Here is a 17,076-nt window from a genome sequence, read left to right on the forward strand (position 1 = left end):
AGGTCTGACGCTGTGGCCTCCCGAACCGCGTCTGTCAGACTGGATCACGTGACGGACCAACTCTTCGGAGACGAGGCAGACAGTGCTCTCACTGTCGGTGCTGCCGCATCACGACTAGGCATAACCGTACGTACCCTCCATCATTGGGACGCAATCGGTTTGGTGCGTCCGTCCGGGCGCAGTGACGGGGGCTACCGGCTGTACACCGACGCGGACCTCGGTCGCATCGGCCGGGTGCTTGTCTACCGTGACGTGGGTTTGTCGCTCGACGAGATCGGGATATTGCTCGATGCGCCCGCAGCCCACGTGGACGAGACGCTGCGTGGGCAGCGCGCCGAGTTGCGGCAACGGATAGCCGACTTGGAGGAACTGGGCGAGTCCTTGGATCGCATCATCGATGCCAGGAAGTCGGGTGTGCTGTTGCCGGCACACGAGCAGGTCTCGATCTTCGGCCGACACTGGCAGCCGTCATGGGGACCTGAGGCGCACGAGCGTTGGGGTGACAGTGCGCAGTGGGCGCAGCACGCGGAACGGTCGGTGGGTAGGACCACTGAGGATTGGCAGAAGATCGCCGACTGCGTCGAGACGCTCAACGAAGATCTGGCGCTGGCCTGCCGATCCGGTGTCGAACCGGGAAGCGGCGAGGCGAATTTGCTGGCAGAACGGCACCGAGCGTCGATCGGGGTTTACTTCGACTGCACACATTCGATGCAGGTGTGTCTGGGACGGATGTACGTGGCCGATCCGGGATTCACCGCGTTCTACGAGCAGGTCGAGACCGGTCTGACAGTGTGGCTCCGCGCTGTCATCGATGCGAATGCTCGGGCCAACGGGGTTGCCCCCGAATCGGCGACGTGGGTGTGAGTGAGCTGGTGGTCGCTCGTCAGTCCAAAGACGCACACGCAGTGCACCACGGTCGGCCGTCGACTCCGTGGGCACGATGGGACACTGCGATGCGCGCGGCCAAAATGCAGCTTTCGTTGTCGTGATAGACGTCGAGATCCGAAGGAACCGTCGAGTGGAACGCCGGGACCTTCATGTCTACCTCCGTTGTGGCTCGCCAGGGAGTTGGCTCGTTGCGGCAATCCTCCCACCACAGAGATCATCTCGCCTGTCGGCAGAAGCAGGGCCGTTGCTCGGCCAAATTGCCAGGGGTCGACACGTGCGGTCCCGTCCGCGCGATTGTGCAGCCCCGCAGCGACTTACAGGTGTGGTTACTTGATCGCCCTGCCTTCCGAACAGATGCGCACTGCGCGCGGGGTGTGATCTTCGACGGCGCTCACCGCAGAGAATCCCGCAGGGATAGGCTGGACGGATGCGTGGAGAGTACAAGGTTCCTGGTGGAAAACTGGTCGCGGTCGACGTCGAGGTGGCGGACGGTCGGCTGTCCGAAGTCGCAGTCTCGGGGGACTTCTTCCTCGAGCCCGACAGCGCGCTCGACGACATCAACGCGGCGTTGCGCGGAATGCCCGCCGACTCGGATGCAGAACAGTTGGCGCATGCCATCTCCACTGCGCTCGACGAGTCCGTCTCGATGATCGGCTTCACGCCGCAGTCGGTCGGCATCGCGATCCGGCGCGCACTCGGCCACGCCACGAGCTGGGCGGATCACACCTTCGACCTCATCCCGCCGGTGGTTCTCGATCCCGCGATGCACGTCGCGCTGGACGAGGTCATCGCGCGTGAGGTCGCATCGGGTGAGCGTCCGCCGACATTGCGTTTCTGGGACTGGGACTCGCCCTTGGTCGTGATCGGATCGTTCCAGTCCGTGCGTAACGAGGTCGACTCCGAGGCGGCTGCGCGGTACGGCATCGGGGTGGTGCGCCGAATCTCCGGTGGCGGCGCGATGTTCATGGAACCGGGCAACTGCATCACGTACTCGTTGGCAGTACCGGCGTCATTGGTCGAGGGTTTGAGTTTCGAGCAGTCCTACGCGTTTCTCGATCAGTGGGTCATGGGAGCGCTTGCCGAGGTCGGTATCAACGCTCGGTATGTGCCGCTCAACGATATCGCCTCGGACAAGGGCAAGATCGCCGGCGCCGCTCAGAAGCGATTCGCGTCCGGCACTGTGCTCCATCACGTGACCATGGCCTACGACATCGACGCTGAGAAGATGACGCAGGTGTTGCGAATCGGACGAGAGAAGATGTCGGACAAGGGAACCAAGAGTGCGGCCAAGCGCGTCGATCCGCTGCGTTCGCAGACCGGAATGACGCGTGCAGCAATCCTGGAGTCGTTTGCGCAGCACTTTCGAGGTCAATACGACACCCACGACAGCGATTACACGGACTCGGAGTTGGAGCAGGCGCGCAAGCTGGTGGACACGAAGTTCAGAACCGAAGAGTGGACTCACCGCGTCCCGTGAAACCGAGAAACCGGGACGAGACCCGAGCGGTCTCGTCCCGGTCGCCTAGGTAGCCGGAGTCGCTGAGTTTGCCCCGAGGAGCTCGGCGTCGGCCGTCCCGGAGTTCCGCTTCGGAATGGTGAAAGTTGCGCTCACGCACAGGATTGCGATGACGAAGCACGCCACTGTGTACCAGAGGTTCCCGATGGGATCTCCAGCGCTGGTGGAACCGTCGACCGCGTCGAAGAAGTCGGGAAGCGCACTCGCCCACAGGACGGCCATGACAACCAGGTACACCACGCTGTAGATCTGCACGAACCTGTTGGTGTGTGCAGGAGTGTTCGATTCTGCCGAGCGCAGGTGCGTCCATTGGCGGACGAGAACCACGATCGCGACCACTGTGAGGACTGCAAGTTCAGCGGCGTAGAGGAACCCGCGGACAGTGTCGCTTCCCATACCGAAGACCGTCGCCGGGAGCGGGAGAATGAACGTACCCAGCGAGGCCAGCAGGCCGATCACGATGGTGCGCCATACCAATTGAAGTCCGGAGAAGTGCTTGCCGGCATCGACGTGCCGTCCGACGAAGTACTGGACGCAGAATGCCAACGACATCGGCCACAGCGCGGCGAAGACGACCACGCTGGGAAGTGGAACCGCGTTGAACATGGGTTGGTTGATCGGGTTCGACGTCGACCACTCCCACCACCGCAACTGGGGCCCCAGGTGGTCGAAGATTTCGTAGAACGCATGGTGGACGAAGCCGACGCAGACAGCGCCCAGTAGTGGACCGTATCTGCGGAAAACGCCGAGCATTCTGACTATTTCGAAGGCCAACGTCGCCATCAGTGGATAGATGGCAACGATGTACAGCGGCAGTCGACCCCACATGAAGTCGACGGTGAACACGTTGTGCGCGAACATCGTGTCCACTTGTTCTTCGATGCCGAACGCCGCCGGGAAGTACAGCGGAGGCTCGATGATGAACAGGTAGGCGGTGGCGCCGAACCAGAGAACCAGATTGGTGGGGTCGCCGTTGCGGCGCAACCGCACGATCGCCAGGACCAGTGCGAGCACCGAGCCGACGATGATGGTCCATTCGAGGACGGGCAGGGTCCAGTTCTCCAGCGCCGCCGGGTTACGGAACTCGACGAGTCCACCTGCTTCCTGACAGGAGAAACCGAGTTCTGTTGCGAGCTGGGAAAACGTGGGGGAGCAGTGTTCTGCCATCAGTTGGCCCCTGACGTGATCGACTCGGCTTGTGCCTGAGATTCGGCGGTGTACCAGCGTGTGCAGTCGTAGCCGTCGTCGTAACGCTTGAACCACTGGTCGGCGAGTGCGGGGAGTTTCTCGTGGTCCGGGTTGTGATTGGGCATCTGGCTGCGGAAGACACCGCCGAGTGCAACGAGTTGTTCTCCGAGTTGAAGGTGATCGAAGGCGCGAGGCATCGTGCCCTTGGTCAGATACGGAGCGAACGACGTCAGAATCTTCTGCTTGGTGCGGTGGGTGGCGAACATCGACAGTGAGTCGACTTGCCGCTCGGAGAGCGGAACGTGCTGGTTGAAGCCTGCGCAGGCGATACGAATCACCTTCATCACGTGCGCGAAGATCGACGGTGCCATCCGCATCCGGTAAAGCTCGCTTCCGACTACGGAATTGAAGATGATCAGAGCCGAGCTGCGATGCTCGACCTCCTCGACGAAGTGCCAGATGAACAGCGACGCGACGCGGTCGTCTCCCGGGCGGAACAAGGTCGCCTCGTTGTCGAGCATCAGCTTGAACACCGGAGTGAAGGTCGCCTCCAGGTCCGCGGTGTATGCAAGCCGGTAGTTCAGCGAGGTCGCCTCGGTCAGTAGATCGAATTCACCGATCACAGCGTCGAGCGTGTTCTGTAGTCCGGGGTAGCGCCTGATCAGAGCCTTCACATGCTGGCGGTGCGCGGTCGAGTGATGGCCTTCCTGACGCATGAACGCCACGGCTTCCTCGGCCACTTCAGGATCGCTGATCCGCGACTTGGTCTGCATGATCATCTTCACGATCATCTTCTCGAAACCGATGGCCAGGAACGAGACCGCGTTGGACATGCTCGACCAGGCCGGATTCTCCGGGTTCCACAGGAAGGGAACGTCCTGATCCTCGAATCCGAAGTCCATTTTTCGGGGTTGAAGGTTGGTCACTTGTCGAACCTCGTCTTTCGGAGGGGCTGGTCAGGTGGCCGCTCTGGCACTCGAAGCCACGTGTGGCGGTAATCATACATATTGGTGTGCAGTTGTATGTTCACTTCGGCGAGGGGAGTGAATTCGAGGGGCGCAGATGCAAAACCTGCCTGTGTTAGCCTGTGGCTCTTGGACTTCGAGCGCAAAGACATGGTTCGAGCCTCGTTCGAGCGAGGAAGTGGGCAGTGGCACGAAGGCGTGGGTGGGGCGGCAATCCACCGGACAGTGACGAAGATGCGTCTCGTCGCATTGTCGAGGCCGCGGTCGAGTTGATCGGACGGACGAGTTCGGAAATCAGCATCGGCGACGTCGCCGAGTCACTGGGCGTGATCCGGCAGACCGTGTATCGATACTTCCCCAGCGCTGACGCTCTGATGCGGGCAGCTGCAATCGCGTCGGTCGACGGCTACCTCGATCGGCTCACCACACACGTGAGCGGCATCGAAGATCCCGTCGAGGCGATGACCGAGGGTGTCGTCTACACCCTGACCCAGGTCCACCGAACGCCGCATCTCGGCATTCTGCTCACCAGCACGAATTCGAGTCTTCATCCCGAAGGTCTGACCTCTCAGGAGGCGCAGGCCTTCGGAATGGCGATGATCACCCGCTTCGACGTGGACTGGGTGCGTTTCGGATACGACGACGCATCACTTCAGGAACTGGTCGAATACGTCCTGCGGACGATGCAGTCGTTTTTCCTCGCGCCCGGCGACCCGAAGCGGAGCGACGAGGAACTGCGGCGATACCTACGGCGCTGGATGGGTTCTGCGATCATCGCCCAGGGAAATTCTGTCAGCGGTGATCCGATCAGCGCAGAACCAGAGTCAAAACAACCGCGCTGACGCACGCGGCGATGACGACGATCAGCGCGAACAGGTCGGCGAGCTGAGGGCGCTTGGGGTACGCCGCGATCAAACCGGTGCCCCCGCGAGCGGAGATCGCTTCACCCATCTCGGCAGAGCGCCGAATTGCCACCGACATGGTCGTGGTGATCAGATCGACTATCGAATTGTCGGCAGCGCTGTTCACCACAGCTTTCGGGCGTAGTCGTCGCGCCGCCACCAGGGTGAGCATCTCGTCGATCAAGAGCGGAAGTGAACGAATGCAGAGGGCCGTCGCGATCGCCCACTCGTCGACCGGGATCTTGAGGAATCGCAGCGGTCTACCGAGCGTTGCCAGTGCCGGCGCCACATCGCTCATCGACGTGGTCCATGCCAACATCAGTGAGACGCAGAGCAATACAAGACCGAACGTCACAGCTTGCAGGTAGATGAAGACTGCGTCGAGGCCGATCGGAAGATTGATCAACGCGCCGAGCAGGATCAGCGCCCACAACCACCACGGAGGTCGCGGAACTGCAGTCGGGGGGATGCGTCCGATCACCGCGGTCAGCAACAACAATCCGAGTACGACGCCGATCGCCGGCCAGGACGGAGCGGTCACGACCACGATGCTGACGAGAACGACGGCAACGATCTTCGTTCCGGCCCACAATCGGTGGATCGGCGATGAAGTCGGGACTTCGCGCAGAAGTGTTGTCACGTCGTCGATCCTTCCAAGGCGCTGCTGGCGGCAGGGTCGAGGATGCGACCCTCCGACAGTCGAATTGTTCTGCTGCACACGGCGTCCATGCCGTCGACATCGTGGGAGATGACGACTACTGCGGTTCCGTTCCGACGAATCCACCTGAGTACGTTCAGGATTTCGTGTCGACCGGGTGGATCGAGACCGGCCAACGGTTCGTCGAGGATGAGTACCCGCGGTTGGCGCACGAGGAGACCGGCCAGGACGACGCGTCGCATCTGTCCGCCGCTCAACTCGTCGATGCTGCGGCCGGCGATGTGACGGTCGAGTCCGACGGCGTCGAGCGCCCACGAGACTTGCACCGATCCGATCTCCGGACCTCCGGCGGCCTCGATGTCTTCGGCGACGGTTCGGCGTTGCAGCTGCAGTCGCGAATGCTGGAACGTGAGACCGACGGTGCCGAGTTGGCGTGAGACGGGTTTGCCGTCGAAGACTGCGGTTCCCTTGCTCGGTGCGATCAAGCCCGCCATGATCCAGGCCAGAGTCGATTTACCGGAACCGTTGCCGCCCAGAACCAGCAGCCCGTCGCCGTCGCCGATTGTGAGATTTACGTCCGACAGTGCGCGCCGCGACCACGGAGTCCGGTCGTTGTACGTGTGGGTGACATCGGTGAGTTGGAGGACAGCTCGAGTGCTGACCGGCCACGGCGCAGACGGCGGACCCCCGAACGTCGACGTCATCCAACCGGGTTGGTGATCGATCTGCCGTCCGCGTTGTAGTTGAATCACCCGATCTGCGTTGCGGGTGTCGGCGTGGTGATGGGTGACCAGTACCACGGCCATCGGGTGGCGTCGCGGAAGTTCGGCAAGGAGCGAGACCAATTCCTCCCGGCCGGCCTGATCGACCATCGCGGTGGCTTCGTCCGCGATCAGCAGAGCGGGGCGCCGCGCCAGCGCGGCTGCAACAGCCAGACGTTGCATCTCGCCACCGGACAGTCCGGAGGTCTCACGCATACCCATGCCCGCGAGTCCCACCTCGGCCAGCAGTGCATCGACGTCGGGATGCGACTCGGGGGGGAGCCCCCAGACGACGTCGTCCGCGACGCGGGTTCCGAGGATCTGGCTTTCGGGTCGTTGGAGGACGACGGCGGTTCCGCCGTGTCGGCCGAGACCGGCGGACCCGGGTCTCGTCAGCGTCCCGACAGTCGGCGCGCGACCGGCGAGCAACCGGGTGAGTGTGGACTTGCCCGAGCCGTTGTGGCCGACGACGGTGACGAACTCTCCTCGTCGCACGGTGAAGTTGACGTCGACGAGGGCCGGTGTCGTTGCACCCGGATAGGTGAAGCCCACGTGATCGAAAGTGACCGGCAGAGGATCGATCGGACGGTCGTCGGGTGCTGTCTGGAGCGGGTCGGCCGAAGGGAGTGCAGCCAATCGGTCGAGGACGGCGCCGAGGACGAAATAGGAGACGACGGTACTGAGGACGATTCCGGAGATGATGGACACGCCGATCCACAACCACCAGTAGTCGATGATCGAGCCGATGCTGTTCTCGATCCATTCGGCTGCGCCGACCAGTGTGGGGGCACGCTTCAAGATCTCGGCCACGCCCAACGCGGTGTTCTCGAGCGAGGTCAACAACAAGGTGCGCAGCGGAGCGAGAACAAGCAACAGGACTATGGAGAACAACGCCAGCGCGGGCCCGATGACCAATGACGACAGCAATGCGGAGACGAAGCCGAGACCGCGCCGCTTGACCGTACCGATGATTCCGCCGAGGAGAGCGCTCAATGCGACCGCCGCCGCAGATCCCGAACCCGCCGCGACAAAGGCGACTGCCGTGGCCGAGATACCGGCCGTCGTCACGGCGCGGACTCGGAAGCGCTGGGCAACAATTCCCATCGGAACGGCGGCCACGAGGTTGAGGGCGCTGGCCATGGGGATGACCGTGGCAATGACGGACAACGCGACCGTGAATCCGGCCATGACGGCACCCGTTGCCAACTCGAGTGGTCGAAGGTTGCCGGTTTCGCGGACTTGCGGACGGTTGCTCACTACGTCCAGTGTGCCAGTGGTGACATAACTCCCGCCCGACTGATGGTGAGCGCATCGGGGTGATTGCGTAGGCTTCACCTCAAACAATGCATCGGACGGAGCGTGGAAGACGTGAGTGCAGCACCCATCAGGGTCGGGGTTCTGGGAGCCAAGGGCAAGGTCGGTCGAGCGATCTGCGAGGCAGTGGAAGCTGCTCCCGATCTGGAACTCGTCGCTCAGGTCGACACCGGTGATCGCATCGAGACGTTTGTCGACACCCGCACTCAGGTAGTGGTCGATTTCACGCACCCCGACGTCGTCATGGGAAATCTGGAATTCCTCGTGGCCAACGGAATTCATGCAGTGATCGGCACCACCGGTTTCGACGAGTCCAGGCTTGCGACTGTTCAGTCCTGGCTCGACGCCCAGCCGGCAACGGGTGTTCTGATCGCCCCGAACTTCGCCATCGGTGCTGTGCTGTTGATGCGCTTCTCGGCTGCCGCGGCGCGCTTCTTCGATTCCGTCGAGGTCATCGAACTCCATCACCCCAACAAGGCAGATGCTCCCTCGGGCACCGCATACCGAACGGCCGCCATGATCGCCGAGGCTCGCGCGGAAGCAGGCGTCGGACGCAGCCCTGACGCCACCACGACCGAGCTCGAGGGTGCGCGCGGAGCCGACGTCGACGGCGTCCGGGTTCACTCCGTGCGGATGGCCGGACTGGTCGCGCATCAGGAAGTGATTCTCGGAACTCAGGGCGAGACACTGACCATTCGCCACGACTCGATCGACCGGAATTCGTTCGCGCCGGGCGTTCTGCTCGGTGTCCGCCAGATCGGCTCGCGTCCGGGTCTGACGGTCGGTATCGATTCCTTTCTCGATCTATGAACAAGACCACCCGCACCGTCGCACTGATCGTCGCGATTTGCATCGCGCTCGCGGTGTACTTCGTGCTGCTCGGCCAGCGCGGAATCCAGCTCATCCAGGACGGTGGCGGCGCCGCGATCGGTCTCGGGATCGGCGTGCTGATCCTGCCGTTCCTGGGGCTGTGGCTCGTCATCGCCACGCTCCGTGCCGGCTTCACGCACCAGCGCCTCGCGCAGCAGATTCACGACGAGGGCCTCGCTGTCGATGCGTCTGCGCTTCCGAAATTGCCTTCGGGCCGGATCGAGCGAGCGGCCGCCGACGAGTTGTTCGCCCAGATCAAGGTCGACTGGGAAGCAGACCCGGACAACTGGAAGCAGAACTTCCGACTCGCTCGCGCCTACGACTATGCCGGTGACCGAAGCCGGGCTCGGGAAACCATGCGACGGGCAGTCGAACTGGAACGCCGTTCACGAGGCAAGTAGGTGTCTACGCCGCGAAGCGGGGCCTGCTGAGACGCTACCGCTCCGGAACGGTTGTGGGAGATGACGGATCCGGAGTGGTGGGGTCGAATGGCGGCGGGTTGTTCGGGTCGAAGCTCGTCACCGGCACCGAACAGGTCGCGCCCACTTCGGGATACGTGTTCGGGTTGACGCGCAGAGCCGAGACGAACTGATCGATGCGCGCGTCCGCGGCGTTGTCGAGCTTGAGCTGACGGCCCCACGACTGCAGCGAGATCGGCGAATCCAGGGTCGGATACGGCGACATCAACGTGTAGCTCATGCCCTCGACTCGCTGTGCCAAGCGAGCCTGATCCTCGCTCGAGACGAGGTCGGGGTTGTACGTGATCCACACGGCCCCGTGCTCGAGAGAATGGACCGCATTCTCGGTCCGAATCGCTTGTGGATAAACAACTCCGGTGCAGTTTGCCCAGACCGAGTCATGACGGCCTCCGAAGGGCGGTGAATATGTGTACGCCACGCGTTCGTTCGGGCGTACGTGTTGGGCTGCTGGGTAGTCGACCGTGACAACTCCGTCGATGGCTTCGGACGGATCCGGGTTGTCGATGCTCGGAACAAACGCATCCGGGCGCGGTGATCCTTCGAGGGAATTCGCACACGAAGCCAGTGCGAGAACTGCCGAGACCACCACTGTCGCTCGAAGTTGTTTGTTCACTCGGCCATGATAGCGGCGCCTGTCCGCTTTCCCGGGGACGCGAATCGACTACGACCCGAGAGAGCCGCTCGCTCCGCCCGACAGTGCGATGTCGCTGGCGCCGCGAAGAATTCGGATTGGTGGTAATGGCCCTCGGTATGCCTCGGAGCCACTGATCAGATCACCGGCAGCGTCGAACGCGATCGCCTCACCTTGTGGCTCGTCGGGAAGGGGGACGCGAATCGGGTTGGTGTTCAACGCTTTCACGATATCGCCGTCGGGAGCTGCGTACAGGTAAGCGTCGGTATACGTGCGGAGCGCTACCACCGTGCCGTCCTTGCTCACGGCGCCGCCGGTGACAGCCATCGTTCCGGCGTGGGGAACGGGCCCACCGGGTGTGAGGGTGGGAGTAAATCTGAGCTGACCTACTTTGGCCAACATGGTCGGCGAGCCCGTACTCAGATCCTGAACCTGCTGTCGCTCAGCGGTTGTGTAGACCACGCTTGCACCTAGGTAGTCCTTGGTGACGATGACGGGAACCCCGTCGCTCTGGATCAGTAGTGTCTCGGCGTCGTGCGCGCCGTCGGGATAGACCAGGGGGTAGGAGGTCGCCGCACCTGAAGCCGGATCGAGTTCGATCAGCCCGACCGACGTTCGTACCGCGTTGTTGTCGCCGATGTCTGCCAGCCACAGATGGCCGTCGGGAGTCGACGACAGATCCTCGACGTCGACACGAGGGGTGCCCACGCTGATCCAGCGCTGCACGTGGCAGTTCGAATCGAGTTCGGCGACCCGATCGTCGGAGCCGCTGTCGCCGATTGCGTACATCCCGGCCGCGGTGACGGTGAGTCCGGACAGCTCGGAAAGGCCTGCATCGGTGGGTGTGCACAGTACGTCGAAGACGCGGGCCTGTTGCGCCGCCGCAGGAACGGTGTGAACGCCGACAATCGCGGCGGCGAGAACAACCGATCCGGCAGCCCAAGCGACTGAGTGGGTGAGCGGTCGATTCCAGATCACGATGCAGTCCTCCAGGCCGAAGAATCGGGACTTAGTACCCAGAGAATACTGGACGTCCGTCTCACTTTGACCGAAACTGCAAGAAATCGCATCTGCCGAGACGCCGTGATGCGTCAGTGATTCACCGAGTGAATCCGCGTGCAGGAGGGGATACTCGACTCACCGGAGATCGGCGGCGACGAGCAGGAAGTGACGAAGCGATGGCGAAGAGTGAGTCCGACAAGCAAGGCGCAGATTCCCCGTCTCGGTTGATCGACAAGCGAATCGAGGAACTCGGAGACTGGCGGGGCGAGATGCTCGCCCGGATACGAACTCTGATCAAAGAAGTGGATCCGGATGTGGTGGAGGAATGGAAGTGGCGAGGTGTTCCCGTGTGGTACCACGCCGGAATGATCTGTACCGGTGAGACTTACAAGAGCGCAGTGAAGGTGACCTTTGCCAAAGGCGCATCACTCGACGACGCTTCAGGACTCTTCAACTCCAGCCTCGAGGGCAATACGCGACGGGCGATCGATTTCCACGAGGGCCAAGCCGTCGACGAAAAGGCGTTCAAGGCACTCGTTCACGCCGCGATTGCCCTGAACACCTCGAAGAAGTGACGCCCTGTCAGAGATGATGTTCAGCGAGGTCGAACGCACTGAGTAGCGTGCGGAATTTTGTACTGGTCTCTCTCAATTCGATTTCCGGGTCGGAAGTAGCGACGATGCCGCCGCCGGCGTAGGCCCGCGCCGAGAGGCCGTCTGCTGCGATCTCGGCGCAACGAATAGCTACCATCCACTCGCCGTCTCCAGTCCGGTCGCACCAGCCCACGGCACCGGCATAGAACCCACGATCGGCTTCGGTTGCGGTGATGTGCTCGCGTGCGGCGACCGTCGGTGTGCCGCAGACAGCGGGAGTCGGATGCAGCGCCATTGCGAGTTCGAGCGAGGTCAGGCTCGGGTCGATCAGGACACCTTCGATCTTGGTCCCGAGATGCCACAGTTGCGGTGTCCGAAGGATTTCCGGTGCGCTGGGTGCATTGAAGGACGTGCACAGTGGTCCGAGTATCGCGCTGATGGAGTCGACGACAAACGCGTGTTCGGCCAGATCTTTGGTCGACGCGCGGAGTTGCTCGGCATTCGCCTCGTCCTGATCCGAATTCGGATGGCGTGCAATCGAGCCCGCCAGCGGGTGGCAGGTGACGACGCCGCCTCGCCTTTCGATCAGAACCTCGGGCGTCGAACCGACCAGCGAACGCCCGCGGTACTTTCCTCCGGCGGGGGACAGGTCGACGCAGAAACCGTTGTGCGCGTGATCGAGTGCAATCAGTTTCTCGGCCAGAGCGGCGGGGAAGATCGTGGACTCGGCCTCGATGGTCAGGGAGCGTGCGAGGACAACTTTGTCGAGTTCGCCTGCTCGAAGTCGTTCGATGGCTCCGCGGACCCTGTCGGTGTGGATCTGCGGGCTGGGTTCGAATCCGGCTACCCGCGAAGTGGGTAATGACGGGATGTTCGAGTGATATAGATCACCGCGGACTCGTGTGAAACTCAGTGGCGCGGTGAGCGCGGACGGCGTCTCCGGGGAGAACGGCAGGGCGCCGACGACCGAGTCGATGCGCCCGGTCTTGAGGGCTTCGGCAGCGTCGAAGGCCGAGTCGAATTCTTCGACTACTCCCGAAGTGCGGATCGACGTTTGCCTACGTGAGAGCAGGAAAACGGAGTCCGTTTCATCGTCAGTCCGGTTGTTGCGCAACGGGAATTCGGAGACTTCGGCGAGTGCTGACATGGACACCCTTCCAGTTCGACAGATTGCTTGTTATGTTGAGGCTAGCCTTAGTTTGGGTGAATTTGTGTTGCGAGCGTCCGGGTTGTGTACTTCCGTACCGTTATGGTTAGGCTGGCCTAAAGTCAAGGCGTGCGGACGGGGTCGACACGAGGTTGGGTTGGCTCGATCTGAGCGCGTCGACCACTACTCGAGGAGACCGATGAGCAACACCGTGGACCGTGACCAGATCGTGCGCGACGTCGCCGAGGTTCTGTCGATGAGGGCAGAACAACTCGGCGACGACGCGGACCTGGGTGACGAAGGCCTTGACTCGGTTCGCTTGATGACGCTCGTCGAACGGTGGCGGGGAGCGGGCGCGGATGCCGACTTCGCGGAGTTGGCAGAAGAGCCCACGATCAATGCCTGGGTTCAGGTCCTGTGCCCGCAGTGAGCGAGCGCCGAATCGCCGTGGTCACCGGTGCTGCGGCGGGGATCGGCGCCGCAGTGGCCCGTACGCTTGCGCGCGACGGGTATTCGCTGGCGTTGCTCGATCGCGACGACGTCGAATTGAAGCGGGTAACTGCGGAATTGGCAGAAACAATCGTCGAAGGCGCCGATATCGAGAGTCACGTCGTGGACGTGACCGATCGGCAGGCAGTCGACGCTGCAGTGGCCTCGACGATGGACACGTTCGGCCGGATCGACGCGCTCGCGCACGTCGCCGGAATTCTCGACACCGGATCGGTGCTGGACTCCGATCCGGACCAGTGGCGGAAGATATTCGGCGTCAACGTCTTCGGATTGCTGAACGTGCTGCAAAGCGTGGGACTGGAAATGCGTCGCCGTCGGGCCGGGGCGATCGTGGTCGTCTCGTCGAACGCGGCCGGTGTCCCACGTATCGGGATGGGTGCTTACGGTTCGTCCAAAGCTGCTGCCACCATGTTGGTTCGAACCGCTGGACTGGAGCTGGCTACTGACGGCATTCGTGTCAACGTGGTCGCTCCGGGATCCACCGACACAGCGATGCAGCGGTCACTGTGGTCGGACCCTTCCGACGATTCGGGTGCCGACGCGGTCATCGAAGGCAATCTGGCGAGCTATCGCCTGGGTATTCCGCTCGGAAAACTGGCCACCGCAGACGATATCGCGGACTCGGTGCACTTCCTGCTGTCCGACCGGGCGGCCCACATCACCATGCAGGCGCTGTACGTCGACGGTGGAGCGACGCTCAAAGCGTGAGACGTATTTGCTGACAGTACTTTCGAACAGGAGTCACTTGCATGACCTCGAGGATCGCTCGCGAGCCCTTGGCACCCGTCGCACAGTATCCACCCGATTTGGTGACGTATTATCGGGAACGAGGCTATTGGACTGACGAGACGCTGGCCGGATTCGTCACGGCCGCGGCCGCACGGCATCCCGACAACGAAGCGGTGGTCGGCAGCGATGCCTTTGGCACACAGACACGGCTGACGTATTCCGACCTCGATCGTCGCAGCTCGGCCGTGGCCGGAGGCCTGTCCGGCTTGGGTGTTCGCGCCGGTGACCGGGTGCTTCTGCAGCTGCCGAACATCGTGGAATACGTCGAAGCATTGTTCGGTGTGTTGAAGCTCGGCGCCCTGCCGGTATTCGGGTTGCCGGCGCATCGCCGAACCGAAATCGGATACTTCTGCCAGTTCGCTGATGTCGCTGCCTATATCGTCGCCGACCGTCATGGCGGGTTCGACTACCGCGCGCTGGCGCGTGAGGTGAACGAAGGCCTCGAGACTCCGCCTGTTGTGATCGTGGCCGGTGACCCCGAAGAGTTTGTCGGTTTCGATTCGCTGCGCGGATACGAGGTTCCCGTTCTTGCCGACGTCGATCCGTTGTCGGTCGCCTTTCTTCAGCTTTCCGGTGGCACGACCGGTGTTCCGAAGCTGATTCCGCGAACGCACGCCGACTACCTCTACTCGGTGCGAGCGTCCAACCCGATCTGTGGCGTCGACGACTCGACGCGCATGTTGGTGGTTCTTCCTGCAGCGCATAATTTTCCGATGAGTTCGCCGGGCATCCTGGGCGTTCTCCACGCGGGCGGCTCCGTGGTTCTGGCGCCGGACACCATGCCCTCCACAGCTTTCGGTCTGATCGAATCAGAGCGAGTCACGCACGCTTCCTTGGTTCCACCGATCGCGTTGGCCTGGATGGCCGCCCCCAGTAAGGCAGATCACGATCTGTCGAGCTTGCGGGTTCTCGGCGTCGGCGGAGCGAAGTTCAGCGCCGAAGCCGCTGCACGCGTACCCACGGAGTTGGGCTGCACCCTCCAGCAGGTGTTCGGGATGGCCGAGGGGCTGGTCAACTACACCCGCCTCGACGACACGCAAGAATTGATCGTCAGCACTCAGGGCCGGCCCATTTCACCCGACGACGAGGTTCGTGTGGTCGACGACGAAGGCGCGCTCGTCGCGCCCGGAACCACGGGGCACTTACTGACTCGGGGTCCGTACACGATCCGCGGCTATTACCGGGCGGATGCGCACAATGCCGAGGTCTTCGACGCCGAAGGTTTCTATCGCACCGGCGATCTGGTCAGCGTCACCGATTCAGGACATCTGATAGTCGAGGGGCGCGCAAAAGACCAGATCAACCGCGGCGGTGAGAAGGTTGCGGCCGAGGAGATCGAGAACCACCTGCTCTCGCATCCGGCTGTCCACGATGCGGCCGTCGTCGCCGTTCCCGACGAGTACCTGGGCGAACGAACCTGTGCTGTTCTGGTGATTTCCGGAGATGCCCCGACCGTCGGCGAGATCAAGCGATACATACGAGGCCGAGGCGTTGCGGCGTACAAGGTTCCGGATCGAGTGGAGTTCGTGACCGAGTTCCCCGTCACCGGCGTCGGAAAGACCAGCAAGGCGGCCTTGCGCCGTGTTCTCAGCGAATCGATTGCCGCACAGACTCTGTCGAGTTGATCGGTTCCCACCCCCACATTTTCGAGGAGATTCATCATGGCGCTACCCACAGCAGTGCGATACGAGATGCCCACCGAGTTTCCGCAAAATCGGGTCGACTGGACTCTCGATCCTTCCCGAGCGGTGTTGCTTCTGCACGACATGCAGGAATATTTCGTGAACGCGTACGACCGAAGCGTCGACCCGCTCCAAACCGTGGTTCCGAACATCGACCGGCTTCGTTCGTCGGCGCGAGCTGCCGGAATCCCGATCGTCTACACCGCGCAACCCGGTGATCAGGATCCCGAGGAGCGTGCGTTGCTGTCGGATTTCTGGGGACCGGGTCTGAAGGCAGATCCCGCTCACACCGACGTGATCGCCGAGTTGGCTCCGCATTCGGACGACGTGATGCTCACAAAATGGCGCTACAGCGCCTTCATCAAGACGGATCTGCGTGAGCGGCTGCGCGAGAGTGGGCGTGACCAGCTGATCATCACCGGAATCTATGCCCACATCGGTTGCCTGACTACCGCTTTGGACGGGTTCATGCAAGACGTGCAGATCTTCTTCGTGGGCGACGCGGTAGCCGACTTCTCCCTGGACGAGCATGTCGGTGCGCTCGAGTACGCGGCCGGGCGCTGCGCCTCGGTCACCCGAACCGACGACCTGGTCAAGGCGATGAGCGCGGAAACCGTTTCGGCGTAGGCGTGAACGGCGACGGGTGCGCCACCCGTCGCCGTATTGTCAGATGTGTGAAGACTCTGTTGGTGGTTCACCACTCGCCCTCGCCGACAACCCACGAATTGTTGGATGCAGTCCTGGCCGGGGCTCGCGATCCCGAGATCGAGGGCGTCGAGGTGAAGGTGATGCCGGCGTTGGCGGCGACGGTGCCCGACGTCCTCGCTGCTGACGGCTATCTTTTCGGAACCACCGCCAATTTCGGTTACATGTCGGGCGCGCTGAAATACTTCTTCGACACCACGTACTACCAATGCCTCGGCGCGGTTTCGGATCGACCGTACGGCCTGTGGGTTCACGGTAACAACGACACTGCCGGTGCAGTGTCCTCGGTGCGCAAACTCGCCACCGGGCTCGGATTGGTCGCGGTGGCGGATCCGCTCGAAGTGACTGTGAGCGTGGACAAATCTGTCCGCGATGGTTGTTATGAACTGGGCGGAACCGTCGCGGCAACGCTGATGGACTAGCCTTCACTTTCTCGTTTCGATTCACGAAAGAGACTGTCCCGCAAGCGGTTGTAG

19 protein-coding genes are annotated in these 17,076 nt (G+C 62.5%); 11 read left to right on the forward strand and 8 right to left on the reverse strand.

Features of this window, described 5'->3' with window-relative positions; all coding sequences use genetic code 11:
- Positions 1 to 48 precede the first annotated feature (48 nt).
- Positions 49 to 864, forward strand: a complete 816-nt coding sequence (locus ASU23_RS21450; RefSeq protein ID WP_058038846.1) for a MerR family transcriptional regulator — start codon at positions 49 to 51, stop codon at positions 862 to 864.
- Between the two features lie 19 nt (positions 865 to 883).
- Here ASU23_RS21450 and ASU23_RS34305 read toward each other — a convergent pair whose 3' ends face one another.
- Positions 884 to 1,039, reverse strand: coding sequence for a hypothetical protein (locus tag ASU23_RS34305; protein ID WP_165638325.1), 156 nt, complete (start codon positions 1,037 to 1,039; stop codon positions 884 to 886).
- A gap of 276 nt (positions 1,040 to 1,315) precedes the next feature.
- Here ASU23_RS34305 and ASU23_RS21455 point away from each other — a divergent pair, with 276 nt between their 5' ends.
- The gene (locus tag ASU23_RS21455; protein ID WP_003942269.1) at positions 1,316 to 2,365 is read left to right on the forward strand and encodes a biotin/lipoate A/B protein ligase family protein; all 1,050 of its coding nucleotides are present in this window, start codon (positions 1,316 to 1,318) and stop codon (positions 2,363 to 2,365) included.
- A 45-nt stretch (positions 2,366 to 2,410) separates the two neighbouring features.
- Here ASU23_RS21455 and ASU23_RS21460 read toward each other — a convergent pair whose 3' ends face one another.
- Together ASU23_RS21460 and ASU23_RS21465 are read right to left on the reverse strand one after the other, a co-directional pair.
- Positions 2,411 to 3,571 carry a hypothetical protein gene (locus ASU23_RS21460; RefSeq protein WP_058038677.1) on the reverse strand — a complete coding sequence of 387 codons (1,161 nt, stop codon included), beginning with the start codon at positions 3,569 to 3,571 and terminating at the stop codon, positions 2,411 to 2,413.
- The gene (locus tag ASU23_RS21465) at positions 3,571 to 4,518 is read right to left on the reverse strand and encodes a metal-dependent hydrolase (RefSeq protein ID WP_030535581.1); all 948 of its coding nucleotides are present in this window, start codon (positions 4,516 to 4,518) and stop codon (positions 3,571 to 3,573) included. Before ASU23_RS21465 ends, ASU23_RS21460 begins: the two co-directional genes overlap by 1 nt.
- Before the next feature lie 224 nt (positions 4,519 to 4,742).
- Between ASU23_RS21465 and ASU23_RS21470 the strand changes: the two genes are divergently transcribed.
- Positions 4,743 to 5,399, forward strand: a complete 657-nt coding sequence (locus tag ASU23_RS21470) for a TetR/AcrR family transcriptional regulator (RefSeq protein ID WP_007735111.1) — start codon at positions 4,743 to 4,745, stop codon at positions 5,397 to 5,399.
- Here ASU23_RS21470 and ASU23_RS21475 read toward each other — a convergent pair.
- The gene (locus ASU23_RS21475) at positions 5,365 to 6,099 is read right to left on the reverse strand and encodes an energy-coupling factor transporter transmembrane protein EcfT (RefSeq protein ID WP_042450697.1); all 735 of its coding nucleotides are present in this window, start codon (positions 6,097 to 6,099) and stop codon (positions 5,365 to 5,367) included. The two genes, ASU23_RS21470 and ASU23_RS21475, sit on opposite strands and share 35 nt — an antisense overlap.
- Positions 6,096 to 8,135 carry an ATP-binding cassette domain-containing protein gene (locus tag ASU23_RS21480; protein ID WP_030535578.1) on the reverse strand — a complete coding sequence of 680 codons (2,040 nt, stop codon included), beginning with the start codon at positions 8,133 to 8,135 and terminating at the stop codon, positions 6,096 to 6,098. The genes ASU23_RS21475 and ASU23_RS21480 overlap by 4 nt, the downstream gene beginning before the upstream one ends.
- Before the next feature lie 102 nt (positions 8,136 to 8,237).
- Here ASU23_RS21480 and dapB point away from each other — a divergent pair, with 102 nt between their 5' ends.
- Positions 8,238 to 9,002: a 4-hydroxy-tetrahydrodipicolinate reductase gene (gene dapB, locus ASU23_RS21485; RefSeq protein ID WP_003942179.1), complete on the forward strand. Its 765-nt coding sequence runs from the start codon at positions 8,238 to 8,240 to the stop codon at positions 9,000 to 9,002.
- Positions 8,999 to 9,463, forward strand: a complete 465-nt coding sequence (locus tag ASU23_RS21490) for a hypothetical protein (RefSeq protein WP_003942246.1) — start codon at positions 8,999 to 9,001, stop codon at positions 9,461 to 9,463. Before dapB ends, ASU23_RS21490 begins: the two co-directional genes overlap by 4 nt.
- Before the next feature lie 34 nt (positions 9,464 to 9,497).
- Here the strand turns inward: ASU23_RS21490 and ASU23_RS21495 are convergent, their stop codons facing one another.
- The gene (locus ASU23_RS21495; RefSeq protein WP_202427056.1) at positions 9,498 to 10,106 is read right to left on the reverse strand and encodes a DUF3105 domain-containing protein; all 609 of its coding nucleotides are present in this window, start codon (positions 10,104 to 10,106) and stop codon (positions 9,498 to 9,500) included.
- A 96-nt stretch (positions 10,107 to 10,202) separates the two neighbouring features.
- Positions 10,203 to 11,150, reverse strand: coding sequence for a hypothetical protein (locus tag ASU23_RS21500; protein ID WP_058038678.1), 948 nt, complete (start codon positions 11,148 to 11,150; stop codon positions 10,203 to 10,205).
- 200 nt (positions 11,151 to 11,350) lie between these two features.
- On the opposite strand from ASU23_RS21500, the gene ASU23_RS21505 reads away from it, so the two are divergent.
- Entirely contained in the window at positions 11,351 to 11,749 is a 399-nt protein-coding gene (locus ASU23_RS21505) for a DUF1801 domain-containing protein (RefSeq protein ID WP_007735116.1), read from the forward strand.
- 7 nt (positions 11,750 to 11,756) lie between these two features.
- Here ASU23_RS21505 and ASU23_RS21510 read toward each other — a convergent pair whose 3' ends face one another.
- Positions 11,757 to 12,914, reverse strand: coding sequence for an isochorismate synthase MenF (locus tag ASU23_RS21510; RefSeq protein WP_020969440.1), 1,158 nt, complete (start codon positions 12,912 to 12,914; stop codon positions 11,757 to 11,759).
- Between the two features lie 199 nt (positions 12,915 to 13,113).
- Between ASU23_RS21510 and ASU23_RS21515 the strand changes: the two genes are divergently transcribed.
- Genes ASU23_RS21515 through ASU23_RS21535 form a run of 5 tightly spaced genes read left to right on the forward strand, consistent with a single transcriptional unit; the run spans position 13,114 to position 17,022 of the window.
- Positions 13,114 to 13,344, forward strand: a complete 231-nt coding sequence (locus ASU23_RS21515; RefSeq protein ID WP_003942230.1) for a phosphopantetheine-binding protein — start codon at positions 13,114 to 13,116, stop codon at positions 13,342 to 13,344.
- Positions 13,332 to 14,132 carry a 2,3-dihydro-2,3-dihydroxybenzoate dehydrogenase gene (locus ASU23_RS21520; RefSeq protein WP_003942103.1) on the forward strand — a complete coding sequence of 267 codons (801 nt, stop codon included), beginning with the start codon at positions 13,332 to 13,334 and terminating at the stop codon, positions 14,130 to 14,132. Before ASU23_RS21515 ends, ASU23_RS21520 begins: the two co-directional genes overlap by 13 nt.
- A 41-nt stretch (positions 14,133 to 14,173) precedes the next feature.
- Complete coding sequence (locus tag ASU23_RS21525; RefSeq protein WP_042450693.1) at positions 14,174 to 15,838, forward strand: (2,3-dihydroxybenzoyl)adenylate synthase; 1,665 nt, start codon at positions 14,174 to 14,176, stop codon at positions 15,836 to 15,838.
- 36 nt (positions 15,839 to 15,874) lie between these two features.
- Positions 15,875 to 16,522: an isochorismatase family protein gene (locus tag ASU23_RS21530; RefSeq protein WP_003942132.1), complete on the forward strand. Its 648-nt coding sequence runs from the start codon at positions 15,875 to 15,877 to the stop codon at positions 16,520 to 16,522.
- 47 nt (positions 16,523 to 16,569) lie between these two features.
- Positions 16,570 to 17,022: a flavodoxin family protein gene (locus ASU23_RS21535; protein WP_003942217.1), complete on the forward strand. Its 453-nt coding sequence runs from the start codon at positions 16,570 to 16,572 to the stop codon at positions 17,020 to 17,022.
- The last annotated feature ends 54 nt before the right edge of the window (positions 17,023 to 17,076 follow it).

It is taken from the genome of Rhodococcus sp. KB6 (assembly GCF_001445685.1).
Lineage (GTDB): Bacteria > Actinomycetota > Actinomycetes > Mycobacteriales > Mycobacteriaceae > Rhodococcus_F > Rhodococcus_F qingshengii.

Coding starts and splice junctions, on each gene's coding strand:
- ASU23_RS34305 (WP_165638325.1), bottom strand. CDS start 1,039: ATGAAGGTCCCGGCGTTCCACTCGACGGTTCCTTCGGATCTCGACGTC.
- ASU23_RS21455 (WP_003942269.1), top strand. CDS start 1,316: ATGCGTGGAGAGTACAAGGTTCCTGGTGGAAAACTGGTCGCGGTCGAC.
- ASU23_RS21460 (WP_058038677.1), bottom strand. CDS start 3,571: ATGGCAGAACACTGCTCCCCCACGTTTTCCCAGCTCGCAACAGAACTC.
- ASU23_RS21490 (WP_003942246.1), top strand. CDS start 8,999: ATGAACAAGACCACCCGCACCGTCGCACTGATCGTCGCGATTTGCATC.
- ASU23_RS21505 (WP_007735116.1), top strand. CDS start 11,351: ATGGCGAAGAGTGAGTCCGACAAGCAAGGCGCAGATTCCCCGTCTCGG.
- ASU23_RS21510 (WP_020969440.1), bottom strand. CDS start 12,914: ATGTCAGCACTCGCCGAAGTCTCCGAATTCCCGTTGCGCAACAACCGG.
- ASU23_RS21515 (WP_003942230.1), top strand. CDS start 13,114: ATGAGCAACACCGTGGACCGTGACCAGATCGTGCGCGACGTCGCCGAG.
- ASU23_RS21525 (WP_042450693.1), top strand. CDS start 14,174: ATGACCTCGAGGATCGCTCGCGAGCCCTTGGCACCCGTCGCACAGTAT.
- ASU23_RS21530 (WP_003942132.1), top strand. CDS start 15,875: ATGGCGCTACCCACAGCAGTGCGATACGAGATGCCCACCGAGTTTCCG.